General features: G+C 39.5%; 21 protein-coding genes. 8 read left to right on the plus strand and 13 right to left on the minus strand.

Features of this window, described 5'->3' with window-relative positions; genetic code table 11:
• Positions 1 to 7: 7 nt before the first annotated feature.
• The 7 genes from B3394_RS12480 to recF all read right to left on the minus strand — a co-directional run bounded on the left by B3394_RS12480 (position 8) and on the right by recF (position 7,950).
• Positions 8 to 832: an energy transducer TonB gene (locus B3394_RS12480; RefSeq protein WP_286924608.1), complete on the minus strand. Its 825-nt coding sequence runs from the start codon at positions 830 to 832 to the stop codon at positions 8 to 10.
• 167 nt (positions 833 to 999) lie between these two features.
• Positions 1,000 to 1,566: an RNA polymerase sigma factor gene (locus B3394_RS12485; RefSeq protein ID WP_273246985.1), complete on the minus strand. Its 567-nt coding sequence runs from the start codon at positions 1,564 to 1,566 to the stop codon at positions 1,000 to 1,002.
• Positions 1,557 to 2,663 (minus strand): glycosyltransferase, encoded by a 1,107-nt coding sequence (locus tag B3394_RS12490; RefSeq protein WP_286924621.1) that lies wholly within the window; start codon positions 2,661 to 2,663, stop codon positions 1,557 to 1,559. The genes B3394_RS12485 and B3394_RS12490 overlap by 10 nt, the downstream gene beginning before the upstream one ends.
• Positions 2,664 to 2,750: 87 nt before the next feature.
• The gene (locus B3394_RS12495) at positions 2,751 to 3,365 is read right to left on the minus strand and encodes an FMN-binding negative transcriptional regulator (protein WP_286924624.1); all 615 of its coding nucleotides are present in this window, start codon (positions 3,363 to 3,365) and stop codon (positions 2,751 to 2,753) included.
• Between the two features lie 10 nt (positions 3,366 to 3,375).
• Positions 3,376 to 4,389, minus strand: a complete 1,014-nt coding sequence (gene murB / locus B3394_RS12500; protein WP_177732844.1) for a UDP-N-acetylmuramate dehydrogenase — start codon at positions 4,387 to 4,389, stop codon at positions 3,376 to 3,378.
• Positions 4,390 to 4,520: 131 nt separating this feature from the next.
• Positions 4,521 to 6,635 (minus strand): ATP-binding response regulator, encoded by a 2,115-nt coding sequence (locus B3394_RS12505; protein WP_286924626.1) that lies wholly within the window; start codon positions 6,633 to 6,635, stop codon positions 4,521 to 4,523.
• Between the two features lie 235 nt (positions 6,636 to 6,870).
• The gene (gene recF / locus B3394_RS12510; protein ID WP_286924628.1) at positions 6,871 to 7,950 is read right to left on the minus strand and encodes a DNA replication/repair protein RecF; all 1,080 of its coding nucleotides are present in this window, start codon (positions 7,948 to 7,950) and stop codon (positions 6,871 to 6,873) included.
• A gap of 135 nt (positions 7,951 to 8,085) precedes the next feature.
• Between recF and B3394_RS12515 the strand changes: the two genes are divergently transcribed.
• The 6 genes from B3394_RS12515 (at position 8,086) to B3394_RS12540 (ending at position 14,261) form a co-directional block, all read left to right on the plus strand.
• Complete coding sequence (locus B3394_RS12515) at positions 8,086 to 8,868, plus strand: tetratricopeptide repeat protein (RefSeq protein WP_177732850.1); 783 nt, start codon at positions 8,086 to 8,088, stop codon at positions 8,866 to 8,868.
• Positions 8,869 to 8,873: 5 nt separating this feature from the next.
• Complete coding sequence (ribH, locus tag B3394_RS12520; protein WP_177732852.1) at positions 8,874 to 9,362, plus strand: 6,7-dimethyl-8-ribityllumazine synthase; 489 nt, start codon at positions 8,874 to 8,876, stop codon at positions 9,360 to 9,362.
• A 179-nt stretch (positions 9,363 to 9,541) separates the two neighbouring features.
• Positions 9,542 to 11,464 carry a DNA mismatch repair endonuclease MutL gene (mutL, locus tag B3394_RS12525; protein ID WP_177732854.1) on the plus strand — a complete coding sequence of 641 codons (1,923 nt, stop codon included), beginning with the start codon at positions 9,542 to 9,544 and terminating at the stop codon, positions 11,462 to 11,464.
• Positions 11,461 to 12,210 carry a rhomboid family intramembrane serine protease gene (locus tag B3394_RS12530; protein ID WP_177732856.1) on the plus strand — a complete coding sequence of 250 codons (750 nt, stop codon included), beginning with the start codon at positions 11,461 to 11,463 and terminating at the stop codon, positions 12,208 to 12,210. The genes mutL and B3394_RS12530 overlap by 4 nt, the downstream gene beginning before the upstream one ends.
• Before the next feature lie 55 nt (positions 12,211 to 12,265).
• Positions 12,266 to 13,132, plus strand: a complete 867-nt coding sequence (locus B3394_RS12535) for a rhomboid family protein (RefSeq protein WP_177732858.1) — start codon at positions 12,266 to 12,268, stop codon at positions 13,130 to 13,132.
• Positions 13,133 to 13,184: 52 nt separating this feature from the next.
• Positions 13,185 to 14,261, plus strand: coding sequence for an endonuclease/exonuclease/phosphatase family protein (locus B3394_RS12540; RefSeq protein ID WP_286924638.1), 1,077 nt, complete (start codon positions 13,185 to 13,187; stop codon positions 14,259 to 14,261).
• Positions 14,262 to 14,263: 2 nt separating this feature from the next.
• On the opposite strand, the gene B3394_RS12545 is transcribed toward B3394_RS12540, so the two are convergent.
• The 6 genes from B3394_RS12545 to B3394_RS12570 form a co-directional block, all read right to left on the minus strand.
• Entirely contained in the window at positions 14,264 to 14,875 is a 612-nt protein-coding gene (locus tag B3394_RS12545) for a WbqC family protein (protein ID WP_273246992.1), read from the minus strand.
• Positions 14,876 to 15,046: 171 nt separating this feature from the next.
• Entirely contained in the window at positions 15,047 to 16,597 is a 1,551-nt protein-coding gene (gene lepB / locus B3394_RS12550; protein WP_177732865.1) for a signal peptidase I, read from the minus strand.
• Positions 16,598 to 16,620: 23 nt separating this feature from the next.
• Positions 16,621 to 17,322, minus strand: a complete 702-nt coding sequence (dapB, locus tag B3394_RS12555; RefSeq protein ID WP_286924641.1) for a 4-hydroxy-tetrahydrodipicolinate reductase — start codon at positions 17,320 to 17,322, stop codon at positions 16,621 to 16,623.
• Between the two features lie 13 nt (positions 17,323 to 17,335).
• Positions 17,336 to 17,908 carry a DUF5683 domain-containing protein gene (locus tag B3394_RS12560; RefSeq protein WP_246297051.1) on the minus strand — a complete coding sequence of 191 codons (573 nt, stop codon included), beginning with the start codon at positions 17,906 to 17,908 and terminating at the stop codon, positions 17,336 to 17,338.
• Positions 17,908 to 18,807, minus strand: a complete 900-nt coding sequence (locus B3394_RS12565) for a ParB/RepB/Spo0J family partition protein (protein WP_177732870.1) — start codon at positions 18,805 to 18,807, stop codon at positions 17,908 to 17,910. The genes B3394_RS12560 and B3394_RS12565 overlap by 1 nt, the downstream gene beginning before the upstream one ends.
• Before the next feature lie 6 nt (positions 18,808 to 18,813).
• Positions 18,814 to 19,581: a ParA family protein gene (locus tag B3394_RS12570; protein WP_177732872.1), complete on the minus strand. Its 768-nt coding sequence runs from the start codon at positions 19,579 to 19,581 to the stop codon at positions 18,814 to 18,816.
• Positions 19,582 to 19,870: 289 nt separating this feature from the next.
• Between B3394_RS12570 and B3394_RS12575 the strand changes: the two genes are divergently transcribed.
• Together B3394_RS12575 and B3394_RS12580 are read left to right on the plus strand one after the other, a co-directional pair.
• Entirely contained in the window at positions 19,871 to 20,086 is a 216-nt protein-coding gene (locus B3394_RS12575; protein ID WP_286924715.1) for a hypothetical protein, read from the plus strand.
• Positions 20,067 to 20,900: a hypothetical protein gene (locus B3394_RS12580; protein ID WP_286924720.1), complete on the plus strand. Its 834-nt coding sequence runs from the start codon at positions 20,067 to 20,069 to the stop codon at positions 20,898 to 20,900. Before B3394_RS12575 ends, B3394_RS12580 begins: the two co-directional genes overlap by 20 nt.
• Positions 20,901 to 20,904 lie beyond the last annotated feature (4 nt).

Raw genomic sequence — 20,904 nt, forward strand, 5'->3', positions numbered from 1 at the left:
ACCTATTTTAGGACGACTCAATGTTTACGGTTATCGGAAGGTTATAGGCAGTTCTGACAGGCTGACCGTTTTTGTAGCCCGGTGTCCATTTTGTTTTAATGGAGTTTAAAACACGGATGGCTTCTTTACCCAGTCCGTAGCCGGGATCTCTGGTAACCCGGATGTTTGATAGAGTACCGTCTTTTTCAATAACAAAAAATACCAGTACTTTCAATGTTTTCAGTTCTTCCAGTTCCGGTGTTTTGAATCGTTTGCCCACGGCGTTTAAGAATTCGCCCATACCGCCCGGAAATTCCGGTAAGGCTTCCAGTTCTACGGTGTTGCGGATCGTGTTTCCGTCGTCGGTACCGGTTCCTGTGCCGTTAGATGGAGCAGTCGTGGTGATGCTTGTGTTTGATGTGGTTCCTTCCCCCTCGGTTGTTACGGTGCTGATTATCGCATTTTCGACTTCCCTGTTTGTGGGAATATCTGTAGCGGCATTTGCTTTTGTTGCCGGAACAAGTTTGGTGTACTTAATTTGTTTTCCGGCCGGAGTTTCTGTTTCCTGCTTTGGTGCAGCCGCTTCTCTTAGCTGTTCGTTCAGTTTTACTTCTACTAATGTTAACGGCTCGGTTAGCGGCAGGTTGCAAATGGCAACATCGTCTTTTTTATGGGTACTATTCAGTACGATCGGAATAGCGATAGCGCTTCCCAATAAGAAAATACCTGAAAATAAAGCTTTGATTGTTGTTTTTGGATTTTCGGCACGTAGCTGATAGGCGCCGTATTCTTTGTTTCGGCCTTCGAAAACAATGTCCAGCCACCGGGTGTCATAGATGTTTAGTTTTGACATAATAACGTAGTTTAAGGTTAATAAATAGTGGTATTACTTTAAATAACGTAAGAAGTCAGTTTTTTAGTGTTTGAATTGTTAATTTTTTGAAATAAAAACAATTGATTTATTGTTTTGGTAAAGAATAATATGTATATGGGGTTTTTTGTGCGGAATGTTGAAGTGGATTACCTTTTTTGCTGAATAATTTCAAATAAAAGCTTTTTGGCACGCAGCAGTTTGATTTTTACATTGTTTAGCGGCTCTTCAAGCTGGTCGGCAATTTCCTGATAACTCATTTCCTGGAAATAACGCAGCTGGATAACTTCCTGGTAGGCCGGTTTTAATTCCTTGATGTACAGTAATAAGCGGGCAAGGTTTTGCTCTTTAATGATCTCGTCTTCAATGGTGGGCGAGGAGTCGATAACATTGTATGCCTGTTGGTTTTCTTCGTCATTGATGTCCAGAAACAATGCCGATTTCTTTTTACGCAGCATATCAATATGGACGTTCTTGGCAATGGTAATCAGCCAGGTATTGAATCCGAATTCCGGATTGTAGGAAGTTATTTTGTCAAAAGCTTTTGCAAACGTTTCAATGGCAATATCTTCGGTGTCCGTTTCGTTTTCGGTACGTTTCAGCATAAAGCCGTAAATCTCATTCCAGAAAAAATCCAGCAAAAATGTAAAGGCTACCTGATCTCCGGATTTTGCCTTTTCAATGTTCTTTTGAATTATCTCTGAATTTATTTCCAATGTACCGGTTTTGAAATAGAGTTTGTAAAATAAACGTTCAATTGCGTGAAGATAAGTATTAATTCGATAACAGGGAACCAATACATGACATCTTTCTCTTTAAGTCTGCCGGAAGCATATCCCAGTGTGATCCATGTGAAAATATAACGGAAAACAATTAACCCGCACACGATCATCCATTGAAACTGAAAAGCTAACAGGATTATTGCCAGAAGGAAAAAGAAAAGTTGCGAAAAGTAGAATAATCCCAATTGGAACTTGTCAAAACCCTTATAGAATGAAGCGGTGGAAACATGGCGGCGTTTTTGTTTGAACCACTCACTGTAAGTGGTTTTTGGTGCCGATATGGTAAAACTTTCCGGAGCATAGCAAATGGTCGTGTTTTTACTGTTGGATGCCTGATTGATAAACAGATCGTCATCGCCGGAACGGATTTTCATGTGATCCATAAAACCGTTCACCTTGAAAAATTCTTCTCTTTTATAAGCCAGATTACGGCCAACGCCCATATAAGGTCTGCCCATTTTTGCCCATGAAAAATACTGTACTGCGGTGAGTACTGTTTCAAAACGAATGATTTTATTTAAGAAAGAGCCTTTGATCTTTTCATAAGCACCATACCCCAGGATAATGGTTTTGTGCAGTGTGAATTGCGAGGTCATGTTCATGATCCAGTCTTTCGAAGTAGGATAACAATCGGCATCGGTGAATAGCAGGTATTCTTTTTTAGCGGCCTTGATACCCAGAGTCAGTGCGAATTTTTTATTTCCCCAGAAGGCTTCGTTGTTTTGAACCTTAACCAGGCGAACATTGGTATACTGTTTTTCGAAAGCTTCAAAAATTTCAAGCGTGTCATCACTGGAAGCATCGTCAATTAAAACAATTTCATAATCCGGATAATTCTGCTCGGCTAAAAGTGGAATGAATTTCGTAACGTTTTCGGCTTCATTTTTAGCGCAGACAATTACAGAAACGGGAATGCGTTTAGGCGTTATTTTTTGAGGTTTTGCAAACGCAAATTTGCTGAAAACAATCAAATAATAAAAAATCTGAAGGGCTATAATTCCAATAAAAATGTAGAGTAGAATTGTTAACATATGCAATTCATGACAGAGTTAAATGTTGGACAAAGGTACAAATCAAATGTTAAATTTCAAGTCGAATTCAACAAATTACTGACAGGGCTATTCCCTTAATTTTCTCATTTCTTGAGCAATCATTGCCGAATTAGCATCTTTTTTGCTTTCTAATTTGGAAATGATGGCATTGTAGTTTTTATCGTCACGATTTTGTGATAATTTATGTACAGCCTGAATGTCTTCAATGGCAATTTCAAAAGCGACAAGTCCGTTTACCTGGCGCATGGTTTTTTGGGAAAGTTCTTCAATGCGCACCGGATTCTCCGAACCGGCTTCATATTTGTCAACCAGCTTTTTCAGCAAATACAGCACATCATCGCCTTCCAGAATTTTTATTTTTCCATAAACATGTACAGCGATATAATTCCAGGTAGGGACGTTTTCATGATCGTACCACGAAGAGGAAATGTACGAATGCGGTCCCTGGAAAATTGCCAGTACCGTATTGTTGTTTTCAAAATCTTTCCACTGCGGATTGGCTTTGGCAATATGACCGAAAAGGACTTCTTCTCCGGCTTTGTTGGTTTCCAGTTCCAGCGGAATATGGGTTCCCCACGGCTTTCCCTGTGTCTGGTTGATGAGGATGCCAAAACTGTTTTGTCTGATAAACGTTTTGATAGCGTCTGAATCCTCGTTTTTATTGCTGTCGTCAATATACATAAGGACCGGTTTAAATAATGTTTACTTCGGCTTCGATAGCGATGCCAAAAGTATCCACTATGGTTTTTTGAATGTTTCTGGAAACGTTCAGGATTTCCTGTCCGGTTGCATTGCCGTAGTTTACCAGAACCAAAGCCTGGTTTTTGTGTATGCCGGCATCACCAAAACGCTTTCCTTTAAAACCGGCCTGTTCGATAAGCCATCCGGCCGGAACTTTAACCAGCGTATCGGAAACTACATAATGCGGCATGTCCGGAAATTGCAGGTGGATTTTATCAAAATCGGCTTTGCTGATAATCGGGTTTTTAAAGAAACTACCGCTGTTTCCTAATTCTTTAGGATTCGGTAATTTACTTTCACGAATCGCAATAACCGCATTGCTGATGTCTTTAATTGTCGGATTGCTGATGTTTTCTTTGGTAAGTTCCGCTTCAATCGCACCATAAGAAGTGTTCGTCTTGTGGTTTTGTCTGGTTAGCTGAAACGTTACGGAAGTAATGATATACTGGTCTTTGGCTTCGTTTTTAAAGATGCTTTCCCGATAGCCAAAACGGCATTGCTCCCTGTTGAAAGTGGTTATTTCCTGTGTTTTAATATGCATGGCTTCGCAGGAAACAAATGCGTCTTTGATTTCCACACCATAAGCCCCGATATTCTGAATAGGTGTAGTACCCACATTCCCGGGAATAAGCGATAAGTTTTCCAATCCGCCCAGATTCTGATCGATACACCAAATTACAAATTCGTGCCAGTTTTCACCGGCCTGTGCCTGAACCAAAGCATAATCGTCATTTTCGGAAATTACCTTTTTTCCTTTCAGATCGACATGAATAACCAGGGCGTCAATATCCTGTGTTAAAAGCATATTGCTTCCACCGCCTAAAACAAATAATTTCTCCGATTGGTGTTCTTTTAAAATTTGAGCCAGTTCGGTTTGATTTTCAACAGCAACAAAAGCTTTTGCCTTCGCTTCAATACCAAAAGTATTATAGTTTTTAAGGGAAAAATCAGTGGAAATCTTCATGGTAAAAAAATAATTTTAGAATGCTGTAAAAATAGTCAAACCGTTTTTAATTCCTTTCCTTTTCATCGCGATAATTGTAAAAAACAAAGGCGATGAAAAAGAAAAGAACTGTAAAGGTCTCCGTGCGGAGGTTATGATAAAACTTTTAGAATTTTAGTGTAAAATTCCTCTTTATTTATCGGTTTGAGTATAATGTCGTCAAAAGGAGTGGTGGCGATATCATGGGAAGTCATGTAGTCATCGCCGGTAATCGCCAGGATCGGAATACCGGCGTTTATCTCATTTTGCTGTTTTATATCCCGGGCAAGCTGTATTCCGGAAACACTGTCAAGCTGTAAATCGGTAATGAACAGGTCAACCGGATTTGTCTGCAGATAGGTTCGGATCTCTGCCGCCGAAGAGAAACCGATGGCTTCTGCTTTAACGGAGGTGATCAGTTTTTTTACGGTTGCCAGGGTTATCATATCGTCATCCACAACGGCAATGGTTGTTTTTTTGAGTTCCGTGATTGCCATAAGTTTTTCCTGGCTGGTTTTGATGGCCTGCGGTTTGTCCAGTATCAGGTGGAAGCTCACTTCCGTTCCTTTTTGCTGCACACTATTGATGCTGATGGCGCCATGGAAAAGTTCTACGATTTCTTTGCAGAGGTTTAAACCCAGTCCGGCACCAAATTTAAACTGCTCGGAATGGAATTTACTCTGGTAGTGTTCGTTAAAGATGTTTTCCAGATCTTCTGCCGGAATACCGGAACCGGTATCTTTTATGGTAACATTCAGTCGGTATTTTGTATCGGTAGTATCCAATAGTTTAGCGGTAACGGTAATGTTTCCTTTAGTGGTGAATTTTATTGCATTGCCGATTATGTTGTAAAACAACTGGTGGATCTTCACATTGTCAGCCCAAACTGCGGTGTCCAGATTCTGGTCCAGTTGCATGATCAGGTCGATTTTTTTGATTTCGGCTAAGGAACGCAGTGATTCCAAAACGGAAAGGATTTCCTCTTTTAAATTAAAATTGGAATTATAAACCGCCAGTTTGCTGCTTTTGTTTTTAAAGAAATCCAAAATCTGGTTTACAGTGATCTGTAAGGAATTGGAAGTAAAAATAAGCGAGTTAACCGTTGGTGTTTGCTCTTTGGGTAAACCGGATGCTTTTAATTTTTTTGAAAAATTCGAAATGATATTTAACGGCGCCCGCATTTCATGGCTGAGCATGCCAATAATACGGTTTTTGAATTCCAGATTTTTTTCGGCTTCCATCTTGGCATTCGATAAATTCCGTTCATACATATAGGCAAATAAGGTATAGGCAAGCAATATCAGTGTGATAACCGCCATGATGCCCAGCAGTGTCAATATGAGTGTTTTCTGGCTTTCAATATTAGTGATCGCTTTGGTGTATTTTATCTTGTCCATTTCCTGGGCCGATTCGGAATAGAGCTCTAGGATCTCCTTACTTTTATGAAGAATGGTTTTGTTGATCTCCAAAAGTTCCTTGTCCTTACTCCTTAAATTATTATAGGTATTGTTCAGGCGCTGGAATTCGTGTGTGTAGTATTTGTCAATACTGTGAAAAGTGTTTTTTAGCTGGTCTTCAAAAGAACCGATCTTTTCCGTATTGCCATACATCATTTTAATGCGCACCTGAAGCTGCTCTTTCAGGATGTCGCTTTTGCCGGAAATGGCTTTTCCGATTCTCGTAAAAAAACCTTTTTTGGAATCCTGGTTGGAAGTTAAAATCGTATCGTAGGTAATGGAATTTAACGTCCGGATGTAATTGTACTTTTTAACATTGAAGTTTAACGGTACGACCGTATCCATTAGCGGTATGATGCCGCGAAGCATCAGGGAATCCAGTTGCTTCTTGATTTTATAAATCTCCCTTTCTGTGGTTTCTTTGGATTTGATCACATTAAAGAAATCCTTATTCACACTGGTCAGGTTGTCCAGGCTGTCCAGGTATATGGTCATCTCTTTAATAGAACTTTCGTATTTGTTTAAGGAAGACTTTTTGTGATTGAGCAGGTAATCGTTAAAAGCATTCTGGGCATCCAGGAAACTGCTGGTTGCTTTGTCTGAAAAAAACAGGGCGCGGTTGGGCTTACTCGCATTTTGAACGGACTCGGAAAGATTGTTGTATTCTTTGCCTTGTTTGTACCAGATCCAAAAAAATAATAATTGAATAATAATGATGGAAATAAAAAGGGCAATATGAACTTTTTTTCTTTGTTGCAACGGGATCTTCATCAGCTATTTTTATTAGTTTTTACTATGTTAGAACAGCATTAGGCAGGAAGGGGCAGGTAGCAATATTGGGGCAGTAAAAATAGAAAAGTCTCTTTGGGATTTTAAATGTTTGGTAATCAAAAAAATAAATATCTTTAATATTTATCTAAATTCCAAATAAAAAGAGTTTTTGGTGCGGAAAAAGAATAGCAGTGAGGTAGTTCTTTACATTTTAAGCAAAAAAACACTCTGAAAATTAAAGCTGAAAAATCCTGTAACTCTGTAAAGTAGACTTTACAATGGCTTCTGTACGTTCCGGATGGGTGTCGGAAATGAATAACTGACCGAATGTCTCATCGTTAACCATTTCAATGATTTTGCTGACGCGCGTTTCGTCCAGTTTGTCGAAAATATCATCAAATAAAAGTATCGGAGCAACCCCGTTTAGTTTTTTGATAAACTCAAACTGTGCCAGTTTTAAGGCGATAAGAAATGACTTTTGCTGTCCCTGGGAACCGAATTTTTTAATAGGATGGCTGTCAATTTCAAAAGACAGATCGTCTTTGTGAACACCCACGCTGGTATATTGCAATGCGCGGTCCTTTGCCAGATTGTCCTCGAATAATTCTGTCATGTTTTTTTCAAACAGCTGGCTGTCATAAACAATCTGAACCGTTTCGGCAGCATTGGTTATTGCCCGGTGGTGCTCATTAAATATCGGGATAAATTCCGCTATAAAGTTTTTTCGTTTTTCGAATATGGCATGTCCCAGCACGGCTAACTGCTCGTTATAAACGGTAAGGGTGTCTTTTTCGAAAGTGTGGTTCAGGGCAAAATACTTTAAAAGGGCATTGCGCTGTGCGGTTATTTTCTGGTACTGGATTAACTGCTGCAGGTAGTAGCTGTCTGACTGCGAAATAACGCTGTCTATAAACTTCCGGCGTGTTTCGCTTCCTTCTATAATTAAATCCTGATCGGAAGGGGAGATGATCACCAGCGGAATAAAACCGATATGGTCGGAAAACTTATCATAGGGTTTGCCGTTGCGTTTCAGGATTTTCTTTTGTCCCTTTTTCAGGCTGCACACAATCTGTTCCGGGCGTTCTTCTTTTTCGAAACTGCCGTCGACTACAAAGAATTCTTCGCCGTGTTTTATGTTTTGTATTGCTAACGGATTGAAATAGCTTTTCCCGTAAGCCAGGTGGTATATCGCATCCAGGACATTGGTTTTACCAATGCCGTTTTTACCCACAAAACAATTGATTTTGCTGTCAAAGTCGTAAGTGGCTTCGGATATATTTTTATAATTAAATAAGGAAAGCTTCTTTAAATACACGTAGCGAAGGGATTATTTCTGAATTTTTCTGTCCATTTTTCAAAAGTGGGTGCAAATTATTGAAAAATATCGATAAAAAGGTCTTTTAAGTTTCAATAAAAAGTATATTTTTGCAGCTCAATAAATTTAAAATAAATGGCAACATATAACAAAAGAGGATACAAAGCCCCAAAACCAAAGGACGAAGCTGTTGAAAACGAATTTGACCAAGTAGAAGATATTCAGGATAAAAATAGTGCTACTGCGGAAGTTTTTAATAAATTAGACGAAGGTGCTTCCAGAACGGAAGAATGGGTAGCTAAAAATCAGAAATATATTTTCGGATTTGTAGGAGCTATTGCCATAGCTGCTGCCGGGTACCTTTTGTATAATAAATTTGTAGTAGGACCAAAAGAGGAAGATGCTGCAAATGAAATGTTCCAGGCACAACAATATTTCCAACAGGCGGTAGACGGACAGGCTTCGGATTCTTTATTCGCTTTATCGTTAAAAGGTGGTGAAGGAAAATTAGGATTCTTAGGAATTACTGAAAACTACTCCGGAACAAAAGCGGCTAACCTATCGCATTATTATGCAGGTATGGCTTATTTGAACACTGCAAAATACAAAGAAGCTGTACAACAGTTAGAGCAATTCTCTTCTGACGATATGATGTTAAAAGCGTTAGCTTTAGGTGGTATCGGAGATGCTTTTTCTGAATTAGATAAAAAAGAAGATGCTTTAACGTACTACAAAAAAGCGGCAGAAGCAAACGATAACGAATTTACAACACCAAGATTCCTGTTTAAAGCCGGTGAAACTGCTTTGGCCTTGAATAAAAAAGCAGAAGCTTCTAAATTCTTTACACAAATTAAAGAAAAATACGAAAGTGCTGCTGAAGCTGCAAATATTGATGCATTGATCGCAATGACAGAATAATAAATATGGCTACTGCAAATAAAAACTTATCCAATTACGATAAAAACACAATCCCAAGCGCGAAAGATTTTCGGTTTGGGATTGTTGTTTCAGAATGGAACGACAAAATAACGGAAGGATTATATTCCGGAGCGGAAGCAGCCTTATTGGATTGCGGTGCTTTGGAAAGCAATATCGTCCGTTGGAATGTACCGGGAAGCTTTGAGCTGGTATACGGTGCTAAAAAAATGATAGCAACGCAAAATGTAGATGTAGTCATCACCATTGGCTGTGTGATTAAAGGCGAAACCATGCATTTTGAATTTGTTTGTGAAGGAGTAACGCAGGGAATCAAAGACCTGAATGTTCAAACGGATGTACCGGTTATTTTTTGTTTACTGACCGATAATAACGAACAGCAGTCCATTGACAGAAGCGGAGGCGCTCACGGAAATAAAGGAACAGAAGCTGCTATTGCAGCGATAAAAATGGCCGACCTGAGAAAAAAGGCGTAATTTTTACCAACACTATACCTGTGAAACCTGTAACGCAAAACGTTACAGGTTTTTGTTTTCAGGGAATCCCGTATTAACAAAAAATTGAGAGGCTTCATTCGTTAATGTCTGCCATTTTCTTTAAATTTGGTGATTCGGAAAGAAAAAACTTTTAATTTAAACAGCTTCAAAATATACGAATGTCGAGTATTATCCAATTACTTCCCGATCACGTTGCGAACCAGATTGCTGCTGGTGAGGTGGTGCAAAGACCAGCCTCAGTAGTTAAAGAATTGATTGAAAATGCAGTAGATGCTGGAGCAACCGAAATCAAACTTATCGTGAAAGATGCGGGTAAAACACTTATTCAGGTCATCGACAACGGTAAAGGCATGAGCGTGACCGATGCGCGTTTGTGTTTTGAACGCCATGCAACTTCAAAAATACGCCATGCTGAAGATTTGTTCGCGCTGCATACTAAAGGTTTCCGCGGGGAAGCACTGGCTTCCATTGCGGCTATTGCCCATGTGGAACTAAAAACCAAGCAGGACCAGGAAGAATTAGGAACCCATCTTATTATTGAAGGAAGTAAATTCGTTTCGCAGGATGTGGCCGTATTGCCAAAAGGGACGTCCTTTTCGGTAAAGAACCTGTTTTTTAATATTCCGGCGCGGCGCAACTTTTTAAAATCGGATACGGTTGAGTTCCGCCACATCGTGGATGAATTTGAACGGGTGGCTTTGGCACATGCCAATATTCATTTTGTCTTGTTTCATAACGGAAGTGAAATGTTTAACCTTCCGGCTTCTAATTTCCGCCAGCGTATCGTGAATGTCTTTGGCGGGAAAACAAATGAAAAACTGGTTCCGGTTAAGGAAAGTACCGAAATTGTGGGCATACAGGGATTTGTCGGGAAACCGGAATTTGCCAAGAAAAGCAGGGGAGAGCAGTTCTTTTTTGTGAACGACCGTTTTATTAAAAGTGCCTACCTGCATCATGCGGTTATGGCTGCCTACGACGGTCTGCTGAAAGATGCCAGCCAGCCCAGTTATTTTTTATACCTGGATGTGCCGCCGCATACGATCGATATCAATATCCATCCGACCAAAACAGAAATTAAATTTGATGACGAACAGGCTTTGTATGCCATTTTACGCTCGTCAATTAAACATAGCCTAGGGCAATTTAACGTGTCGCCGGTTCTTGATTTTGAACGGGATGCCACATTAGACACGCCTTATGAATATTCGGGTAAAGAAGCGGAAACACCTTTAATCCAGGTAGATGCAAATTTTAACCCTTTTTTAGAGGAAACCCCTAAAACGTCGCAGGCGTTTACGGCTTCCTTTTCTGCTTCGGCAGGAAATTCTACAAAGTCTCCGGGTTCGAATCCCTCTTTCTCCGCAAGCTATAAAAAGCAGGAATCCGGTCAGAGCTGGGAGAGTTTGTATGTAGGCTTAAAACAGGCTACAGAAGAAGTGGATGTGGCCGAAATTCAATTTGAGAGCGAGGAAGTAACCGGTTCTCTTTTTGATGACAGCGCGATAGAAGAGGTATCGAATAACAGAACCTATCAGATCCATAAAAAATACATTGTCAGCCCGATCAAATCGGGTATGCTGATCGTTGACCAAAAAAGAGCACACCAGCGTATTTTGTACGAACAGTTCCTGACAAATATTACCGTACAGCAGGCTGCCAGTCAGCAGCTGCTTTTTCCGTTAGAACTGTATTTTACCAAAGCAGAGTTAATCCTGATTAAAGAATTGCAGCATTCACTGGAAAGCACCGGATTTGTTTTTGAATCCCTAGCTGAAGAAAGTGTTACCATTTCCGGTTTGCCGGTTAACGTAGCCGAAAGTGAAGTGTCTATTTTACTGGAGGAATTGGTTGGTGATTTACAGGGCGAGCTTCCGGACAGCAGTTTCAGTCAGTGTGACCGCATTGCCAAATCGATGGCAAGAAGCCTGGCAGTAAAAACCGGAACCTATTTAACGGAACGCGAACAGGAAACAATGGTGAATGCCTTGTTTGCCTGTAAAGAACCGAATGTTTCCCCTTTTCATAAACCCACTTTCATCACGATGCGTGTGGAAGACTTAGATAAACGATTTGCAATATGATGAATATAACCGAAACCGTAAAACAGTTAATTATAATTAACGTTATCTTTTTCCTGGGCGCAATGTTTGTTCCTGCGGCAAATACTTATTTGGCATTATGGTATTTAGAAAATCCTAATTTCGGTATCTGGCAGCCGTTAACACACATGTTTATGCATGGCGGATGGATGCACATTTTCTTCAATATGTTTGCGCTGTATTCTTTCGGGTCGGCTTTGGAACATTTCTGGGGGGCAAAGAAGTTTTTATTCTTTTATATTTCCTGCGGATTGGGAGCAGCCTTACTGCATTCGGGGGTAAATTTTTACTTATTCCACGACGGACTGAATACTTTAGTGGAAAGCGGTATTCCGAAATCGGAAATTCTCCAGATTCTGGCAGAGGGAAAATACAATACAAAATGGCAGGAAGTTTTATCGGTAAACCAGTTTAACAGCTTTATGGAAGCGTTTAGTGTTCCTGCTGTTGGAGCATCCGGGGCTATTTATGGTCTGCTGGTTGCCTTTGCGTTTATGTTCCCAAATGCAGAACTGGCGCTGATGTTTATTCCGGTTCCGGTAAAAGCAAAATATTTTGTACCGGGATTGTTAATCATCGATTTGATTTCAGGACTTTACGGAAGATCTATTTTTGGAGGCGCGAGCGGTATTGCCCACTTTGCCCACATTGGCGGAGCCGTTGTTGGTTTCCTGATGATGTGGTTCTGGAAAAAGAATCAGTTCGATAATAACCGTTGGGACCGATAATTCGGAAATAAATTATAAATTAGGAGTAGAATAACTGTAAAACATAAAGACGAGAATGAACATCATTGAGGATTTTAAAATGCAATATAAAATAGGGGGAATAGCACAAAAGCTTATTTTCTGGAATGTAGGTATTGCTATCCCGTTCTTTCTTTTAAGAGCATTTGCTCCTGCTCTTTTTGAAACAGTATTGGCCTGGACCAGTCTTTCATCCGTTGTGATGACGGCGGTAACCCGACCGTGGACGCTGCTGACGTATGCTTTTCTGCATGCCGATTTCTTCCATTTGTTGTTTAACATGATTGTGCTCAATTTTGCCAGTCGCCTGTTTACAACCTATTTTACACAAAAACAACTATTCGGGTTGTACCTGCTTGGAGCGATTTTTGCAGGAGTGTTGTTTGTTGCAACCGATTTTATTTTTCATAACAATACCATATTAGTAGGCGCATCGGGAGCCATCATGGCGGTTTTGATTGGTGCGGCGGCCTATTCGCCTTTAACCGAAATCCGCCTGTTGCTAGTTGGCAACGTAAAGCTGTGGCACATTGCCCTGGTACTGGTTGTTTTAGACCTGATCCAGATTCCGGTGAGCAATACCGGCGGACATATTGCCCATTTGGGTGGTGCTTTCTTCGGGTTTTTATATATAAAATTGCTGAAAAACGGAACCGACCTGACAAAAGGAGTTTCTGCTTTTCTGGATACGGTAGCAGGTTTATTCAGCCCTAAAAAAACAACACCGTTTAAAACAGTACACCGAAATACCCGTCAGCAGACAAAATCGACCGGCAATTCCGGAATATCCAATAAAGATGTTACCCAGAAGCAAATTGACGATATCCTGGATAAAATCAGTAAATCCGGGTATGACAGCCTTACAAAAGACGAGAAAGAATTCTTGTTTAAAGTTGGCAAATAAATAATTTCAGGCACACGCCTTATCCGCAAATTTAGTCTTTGGACGAAACAGTATGAAGAACTTATCATGGTTTAATAAAGTGGCTTTCTTTTTCAATATAGTGTTGACTGTATTGAGCTTTATTGCCTATGTACTGCCGTTCCTGGCGCCCAAGCTGTTCCCGTTCCTTTCGGTACTGACGCTGGTGCTGCCGCTGATGCTGATCCTGAATTTACTGTTCCTGTTTTACTGGCTGATCCAGCTGAAAAAGCAGGTGCTGCTTTCGGTTTTTGTATTCCTTATCGGGATTACATTCTTTAATAAGTTTTATAAATTCTCGGCTAAAGATTTAATTGCAGAAGAAGATGATTTTGTCGTGATGAGCTATAATGTGCGTTTGTTCAACGTGTTTGAATGGATCAAGCAGGACAATGTGATCGACAAGATCCAGGCTTTTGTATTGTCGCAAAATCCGGATATTCTATGCCTGCAGGAATATTCGAATACGCAGCCGGTACAGTTTGACGGTTATAAACACCAGTTTATTTATATGCAGGGCGATAAGGTAAAAACCGGCCAGGCTATTTTTTCAAAATTTCCAATTGTAAATGGCGGCAATATTAAGTTCCCGAATTCGAATAACAATGTGATTTTTGCCGATATTAAAAAAGGAAGGGACACCCTTCGCGTGTACAGCATGCATTTGCAGTCTATCAAGATAAGTCCCGATATACACGAGAAAATCGATGAGGTGAAGTCTAAAAAGATATTCAGACGTATCAGTGAGGCTTTTGCCGTACAGCAATTACAGTCGGAGCTGATCAAGCAGCACAAAGCCGAATGTCATTACCCGCTGATCATCTGCGGCGATCTGAACAACAGTGCCTTTTCCTATGTGTACCGAAACATTAAAGGGAACATGAAAGACGCGTTTGAAGAAGCCGGTAAAGGTTTCGGGAAAACGTATGACTACGACTATTATCCGGCACGGATCGATTATGTGTTTGTGGACAAACGCATTGAGGTGAAAAACTTTGTGAACCACGATAATTTTATCAATTCCGACCATTTTCCTATTACCACCCGCCTGACTTTACGGGATGAGGCGCCAACGACCAATACTAAAGAAACAACGGAAAAGAAAAAGTAGTTTTATAAAGACTGGTTTTTCAGGTATTCCATGGCATAACGCCCTTCGTTAAAAAGTACGTCCAGGATGCTCAGGTTGTTAATAAACCCGTGTTTTTCTTCAAATACCTGTGTGTAGGGTTCAAAAACGGAAGTGTCTTTTTTACCGTTTGCTAAAGAACGGAAATCAGCTTTATCTGCCGGTTCGGCGAAATATTCAGTTGTTTTGGAGTAGGAGAAATCCATGCCCAGACAATCGGTAACGATTTCCATGACCTCAAAATTCAGGTCCATCATAAAAGTATGCTCTTTTTCAAATACCGGACGGATGTCGTCTTCAAAATACTCAAAGAAAGGCGATGTTCTGTAGGCCGCTTCCAGTGATTTCCAGTGCTGTTTCTGCCAGTTAAAGGCATTTTCAATCTTTACATCCTTAAATTTCTGGTGTAACACCGGACTGTGCTTTACCGGAATATTGAGCATCTGCATCCCGTTAGGGCTGTAAATATACATTCTGTTGCGATTGGTTTGCTTCTGGAAGTTGTCTTCCGTTTCGAACGTAATCGTATCTGCTTGTACCATCGCTGTAAAATGACTGATGGAAGGAAAGTAGGTAGGATGTATAAGGATGTTCATTTTGATGTGTGATTTTTGATGTATGATATACGATATATGAGGTTTGATTTATGAAGAATGAGAAGTAAAAATAATTGCTGTGGTTTATGACAACTTTTAATTTTACTTCTCATTCTGTTTATGACGCCTGCATACTACATCGTAAAGCAGACAGCTTATATCATAAATTAATTACGAGTTTCTTTTCGCTTTTCTTTTCTTGTAGAAGTCATATCCTAACCATGCTGCCAAAACAACTACGAAGTAGATAAAATACGATACCGGTTTCCCGCTTCCGCCAACTGTTGTGAATAGTCTTTCCCAACGTATTTTGTCGATGGCTTTAGCCCAGGGAATATTCTGATCCAGACTCATCCAGATGAATACCGGTTTTCCCACTACGTTTTCGAAAGGTACATAACCCCAGTAACGGCTGTCCTGTGAGTTGTGACGGTTGTCACCCATCATCCAGTAATAGTTTTGTTTAAAAGTATAAGAGGTCGCTACTTTACCGTTAATACGGATTTCGTCGCCATTCACTTTTAAATCGTTGTTTTCATATTCGGTAATGATCTGCTTGTAGAAAGGAAGGGTTTCTTTGTTTAAAACAACAGTTTTGCCTTCTTCCGGAATGTAAATAGGACCAAAGTTATCCTGGGACCAGCTTTGTGTGCCCGGGAATATGCCTTGTTCGCGTTCTTTGGAAATATTTTTTGTGATCGATTTTACAATCGGGTTGTTTTTGATGCGTTCTGCTGCTTCATCCGTTAAGCACTGAAAGTAGAACAGGTTTTTATCCTGAACATAGTGAACTTCGCTCGGATTTAATTTCAGGTCATTAATCAGGTAGTTGTAGTCAAAAGCATTACCGTCTGTGATAACCTGGTAAGAGAACTGTATTTTTTGTCGGTCGTGTAATTCAAGCGGTTTCCCGTTAATCATCACTACCCCGTCTTTAATGGAAAGACTGTCGCCCGGAATACCAACGCAGCGTTTTACATAGTTGGTTTTTTTGTCAACAGGCTTATAGGTATATTGTCCGGAATTGTCGCCAAACATGGTTCTAACGGTGTCTACCGGCCAGTTGAAAACAACAATGTCGTTACGTTCTATTTTTTGGATTCCCGGTAAGCGGAACGACGGGAATTGCGGCCAGCTCAGGTAGGATTTGGTATTGATAAGCGGAATGGTATCGTGAACCATCGGCATTGCCACGGCTGTTTTTGGCGTTCTGGCGCCATAGTGAAATTTGCTTACAAAAAGGAAGTCACCAATCAATAAGGATTTTTCCAATGAAGAAGAAGGAATGGTGTACGGCTGCATCACATAGGTGTGTACTAATGTTGCCACTACCACGGCAAACAACAGCGAACTTAAGGTGTTGTCCTTTTTAACTTCATTCTTATTCGGGATATAAGTTACATTCTGGGTATAGTTGATATAATAGATATACAAACCTAAAGTCACCACACCTAAGATGGTGTCAACCGGCGTATTCTTACCAAAGCTTCTCAGGGTTTCCACCCAGATAACCGGAAACATGATCAGGTTCACGATAGGGATGAACAGCAGGATGGTCCACCATTTCGGGCGGTCGATAATTTTCATTAATACAATCGCATTGTAAACCGGAATAGCGGCTTCCCAGGATTTTCTACCGGCCTTTTCGTATAATTTCCATGTTCCTATATAGTGTACAAGCTGTATAACCAGGAAGAATATAAACCATTGAATAAGTGTCATGTTTTTGTTTGTTTAGTATATTATTAAATCAGATTTAATACGTCTTTCATTGTGAAAACACCCTTTTTTCCGGCGATCCATTCGGCAGCAATTACGGCTCCAAGAGCGAATCCTTCCCGGTTGTGGGCAACGTGTTTGATCTCTATAAAATCCACATCAGAATTATAGGTCACCATGTGTGTACCCGGTACGTTTTCAATACGCTTGGCATCAATCTGTATTTCACCGGCTTTGGGAGCATCCATCGTCCAGCTGTTGTAGCCGGAATTTTCGATAATTCCTTTTGCCAGGGTAATCGCCGTACCGCTTGGCGCATCCAGTTTTTGCGTATGGTGGATTTCTTCCATCGAAACGTTATATTCTTTTACATTCGCCATCATCTTTGCCAGATAATTGTTCAGTTCAAAGAAAATATTAACACCCAGACTGAAATTGGAACCATAAATAAAGGCTCCGTTCTTCTCCTGGCACAATTGTACCATGTCGTTGTATTGTTCCAGCCATCCCGTTGTTCCGGACACTACTGGTATATTAGTAGCAAAACAGGCGGAAATGTTACTAACGGCACTGTCGGGAACGCTAAAGTCTATGGCAACATCGGCTTTTTCAAGTCCGTCATAAGAATCGGCACTGGATTTTCGAAGTACAATTTCATGACCTCTTTCTAAAGCAATTCGTTCAATTACTTTACCCATTTTACCATATCCTAAAAGAGCAATTTTCATTTGGTGTGTAGTATTAAAAATTATAATTCAGTGTTAATCCTAAACTGTGTTTATAATTCATATCGTTTTGATAAATGTCAGGACGAACGGAAAGATTATCGTTTACGTTAAACTGCATTAAGTGGGCATCTACATTGGCATCTACGATGTTTAAAATGTAAATCCCTACGGTAATCAGCATGGAAAGGTCACGGTTTCGCTGATAGAATTTCTGGGCTTCTACCAGTCGGTTGTTATCCAGACCACCAAAATAAGGATCGTTCGGATCAGATGTTCCGTTCAGACGCTTTTTGTATTCGCTGCGGAAATCGTGATACTTGTTATTGTTTGTGGTGTAAAAATACAAACCGGTTCCCAGTCCGATATAGACTAAAGGAACCTTCCAGTATTTTTTATTGTATATCTGTCCTAATCCGGGTACTACAGCAGAATAAAAGGCTGCTTTAGAGGGGGCAAGCGGATTAATCCTGACGGGTTTGACAGAGTCAAGTGCTTTTAATATGGCGTCGTCTTTTTTATTTTGAGAAAAAACAAACTGACTTATTAGAAGCAGTGTGATAATCAGTATGGAATTGCAGCGACTCACTAACCTTCTATTAGCTTAATAATTCTTTTAAAATCTTCTTCAGAATGGAAAGGAATGGTGATCTTCCCTTTACCATTGCCGGCAACTTTTACATCAACCTTAGCCCCGAAAAATTCGGTAATGGCTTTTTTGTTTTCTTCAGCAACATTAAAAGAGGTGCCTTTTGGTGCTTTTGGTGCCGCCGGTTTTAAACTGTCCTGATATGCTTTTACCAAAGCTTCCGTTTCACGGACAGAAAGATTCTGGCTTACAATTTTCTGGTAAATATCGGTTTGAACGTCAAGATCTTCAATGTTGATGATGGCACGGCCATGACCCATAGTGATAAAACCGTCACGGATTCCGGTCTGGATAATCGGATCCAGTTTTAATAAACGAAGATAATTGGCAATAGTGGAACGTTTTTTACCAACACGCTCACTCATTTGTTCCTGTGTTAACTGGATCTCGTCAATTAAACGCTGGTAAGACAACGCAATCTCGATAGGGTCTAAATCGTGACGCTGAATGTTTTCTACCAATGCCATTACTAACGATTCGTTATCGTTAGCCAGACGGATATAAGCCGGAACAGTTGTTAATCCTACTAATCTGGAAGCACGCAAACGGCGCTCACCCGAGATCAGCTGGTATTTGTTGAAATCTAATTTACGAACGGTAATCGGTTGGATTAAACCCAGTTCCCTGATGGAAGACGCTAATTCCTGTAAGGATTCCTCGTTGAAATTAGTACGCGGCTGAAAAGGGTTTATTTCAATAGCATCTAAGTCAAGCTCAATAATATTCCCAACAACTTTATCGGCATTTTTATCCTCAACCGATTTGATATCGTTTTCAGGATCTTTTAATAATGCGGATAAGCCTCTTCCTAATGCTTGTTTTTTAATTGCCTTCGTCATAAAACCTTAGTTACTATTTTTTTTAATAATTTCTTCTGCTAAATGAATATAATTGGTTGCGCCTTTGCTGGTTGCATCATAGTTAATGATACTTTCCCCAAAACTTGGTGCTTCACTTAATTTTACGTTACGCTGAATAACGGTTTCAAAAACCATATCGTTAAAGTGTTTCTGTACTTCTTCCACTACCTGGTTCGATAAACGCAAACGGGAATCATACATGGTTAGCAATAAACCTTCGATATCCAGCTGCGGGTTGTGGATTTTCTGCACACTTTTAATCGTGTTCAGTAATTTGCCCAAACCTTCCAGTGCGAAATATTCACACTGAATCGGAATAACAACCGAGTCGGCTGCCGTTAGCGCATTTAGCGTTAACAAGCCTAATGACGGTGCACAGTCAATAATGATATAATCATATTTTTCCTTAACACTGGCCAAAGCCTGTTTTAGCATATATTCACGGTTTTCTTTATCAACCAGCTCGATTTCGATAGCTACCAGGTCAATATGAGCCGGAATCAGCGAAACATTCGGTGCCGTACACGATAAGGTTGCTTCGTCCGGAGTATTGCTATGCTCTAATATCTGGTAGGTTCCTATTTCTACACTTTCTACGTCAATACCCAATCCGGAACTGGCATTAGCCTGTGGATCTGCATCAATCAATAAAACTTTTTTTTCCAATACGCCTAATGCGGCGGCTAAATTTACTGAAGTTGTAGTTTTTCCAACGCCACCTTTTTGATTGGCAATAGCAATGATTTTACCCATTTTGTCTTTAAAAATTTTGAACCGTAAAAATACAATTTATTATGGTTTATGAAAATGTTATTTGTTAACAATGTGATAAAGTTAAAAGTCCGTGTGAATGCTATGTGTATTGTGTTTAGGACTTTAGTTTTTGTTAGATCTTTTATTAAAAAACAACATGAAAGATTTAATGTTTTAATTGAGATTTTGTTACAAATGGTCTTTGTAAGAATGCTTTTTTTGTGATTTTAATACGAAGTGTTGTTTAATTTTATTATATTGCTATATTATTAACACAAAATTTTATATTATGAGCCTAGATGATTTTGAAAAAAATGTAATTACTCAAAAGAATGTAATTACAAAAAAAGAGTTGATTAATGGTGGGTTACTTACAGGGACGCAAACTGCTAAACCGTACAAAACCCATACAGCCATGAGCACAATTCTCGAATGGATTTACGGAAATGATTACGGCACTCAGACAGATACTGCGGGCGATTGGAATGATGAAGGAACTTGTTAACCTTTTTTTTAGCAGATCTTTTTTAAAAGAGGTCTGCTTTTTATTTTTTTTAGGAGCTCTTTGTGTGTCGTGTAAAAATTTTAAAGAACGGAGTTGCTATGAAGATAAGACGTTTATTGATAACGGGAAACCGAATATTAATAATTTAGACAATAAAATTTATAAAAGCGGATTGAAGTTTGTTCATTCCATACGCTTTTTTAAAGGTGAAAAAGAATATTTTTTAGAATTAAAAAATTTAAGAGAGGAGCCTGTTTTAGTTCAGAAGAAAGATGTTGATGATGATGCTGTATTAATAAATAAATTTATTCTTACAGTTTTTAAAGGTGTTTATAAGTCAGTATTAGAAGATCAAACAATAATAAAATACGATTATTATAATGATGATTGTCCTATTGGAGCTCTTTCGGAATTGTCCGGGATAATTGAAGATGAAAAAATGATTTTTTTGCATCCACCCAGGACTCCTTCCGGTTTTTCTTTTTTCGAAGTAGTACCTTTTCCCGATATTAATTTGCCTTTAGCATTAAATAAAGAATGGGAGAGTAATTTATATATTTCGGAAGACATGAAACAAAGTCTTAAAATAAATGAATCTAATATTTATAAGAAATATAAAGTCGTTGGAAAAGAGGCTGTTAATGTGGGAGGGGCAGGATTGGTTGATTGCTATGTTATTAATTGCGAGTCTTTTACTGGAGAGAAAAGAATTTCATTTTGTAAGCACTATTTTAATGAAAAATTCGGTTTTGTAAAGTTAGATATTAACTATAGAGGGAGGAAAATAATTGTGGATTTGATAGGGGTAAAATGATTTT

The organism is Flavobacterium sp. UBA4197, from assembly GCF_002379575.1.
Taxonomy (GTDB): Bacteria; Bacteroidota; Bacteroidia; order Flavobacteriales; family Flavobacteriaceae; genus Flavobacterium; species Flavobacterium inviolabile.

What these genes read in the sequence shown, in the direction of transcription:
- B3394_RS12505 (WP_286924626.1), bottom strand. Translation starts at nt 6,635, where the DNA reads ATGAAGATCCCGTTGCAACAAAGAAAAAAAGTTCATATTGCCCTTTTT.
- lepB (WP_177732865.1), bottom strand. Translation starts at nt 16,597, where the DNA reads ATGACACTTATTCAATGGTTTATATTCTTCCTGGTTATACAGCTTGTA.
- B3394_RS12490 (WP_286924621.1), bottom strand. Translation starts at nt 2,663, where the DNA reads ATGTTAACAATTCTACTCTACATTTTTATTGGAATTATAGCCCTTCAG.
- B3394_RS12540 (WP_286924638.1), top strand. Translation starts at nt 13,185, where the DNA reads ATGAAGAACTTATCATGGTTTAATAAAGTGGCTTTCTTTTTCAATATA.
- B3394_RS12565 (WP_177732870.1), bottom strand. Translation starts at nt 18,807, where the DNA reads ATGACGAAGGCAATTAAAAAACAAGCATTAGGAAGAGGCTTATCCGCA.
- B3394_RS12580 (WP_286924720.1), top strand. Translation starts at nt 20,067, where the DNA reads ATGATGAAGGAACTTGTTAACCTTTTTTTTAGCAGATCTTTTTTAAAA.
- B3394_RS12515 (WP_177732850.1), top strand. Translation starts at nt 8,086, where the DNA reads ATGGCAACATATAACAAAAGAGGATACAAAGCCCCAAAACCAAAGGAC.
- B3394_RS12535 (WP_177732858.1), top strand. Translation starts at nt 12,266, where the DNA reads ATGAACATCATTGAGGATTTTAAAATGCAATATAAAATAGGGGGAATA.
- mutL (WP_177732854.1), top strand. Translation starts at nt 9,542, where the DNA reads ATGTCGAGTATTATCCAATTACTTCCCGATCACGTTGCGAACCAGATT.
- murB (WP_177732844.1), bottom strand. Translation starts at nt 4,389, where the DNA reads ATGAAGATTTCCACTGATTTTTCCCTTAAAAACTATAATACTTTTGGT.
- B3394_RS12545 (WP_273246992.1), bottom strand. Translation starts at nt 14,875, where the DNA reads ATGAACATCCTTATACATCCTACCTACTTTCCTTCCATCAGTCATTTT.
- B3394_RS12495 (WP_286924624.1), bottom strand. Translation starts at nt 3,365, where the DNA reads ATGTATATTGACGACAGCAATAAAAACGAGGATTCAGACGCTATCAAA.
- dapB (WP_286924641.1), bottom strand. Translation starts at nt 17,322, where the DNA reads ATGAAAATTGCTCTTTTAGGATATGGTAAAATGGGTAAAGTAATTGAA.
- B3394_RS12530 (WP_177732856.1), top strand. Translation starts at nt 11,461, where the DNA reads ATGATGAATATAACCGAAACCGTAAAACAGTTAATTATAATTAACGTT.
- B3394_RS12570 (WP_177732872.1), bottom strand. Translation starts at nt 19,581, where the DNA reads ATGGGTAAAATCATTGCTATTGCCAATCAAAAAGGTGGCGTTGGAAAA.
- B3394_RS12480 (WP_286924608.1), bottom strand. Translation starts at nt 832, where the DNA reads ATGTCAAAACTAAACATCTATGACACCCGGTGGCTGGACATTGTTTTC.
- ribH (WP_177732852.1), top strand. Translation starts at nt 8,874, where the DNA reads ATGGCTACTGCAAATAAAAACTTATCCAATTACGATAAAAACACAATC.
- B3394_RS12575 (WP_286924715.1), top strand. Translation starts at nt 19,871, where the DNA reads ATGAGCCTAGATGATTTTGAAAAAAATGTAATTACTCAAAAGAATGTA.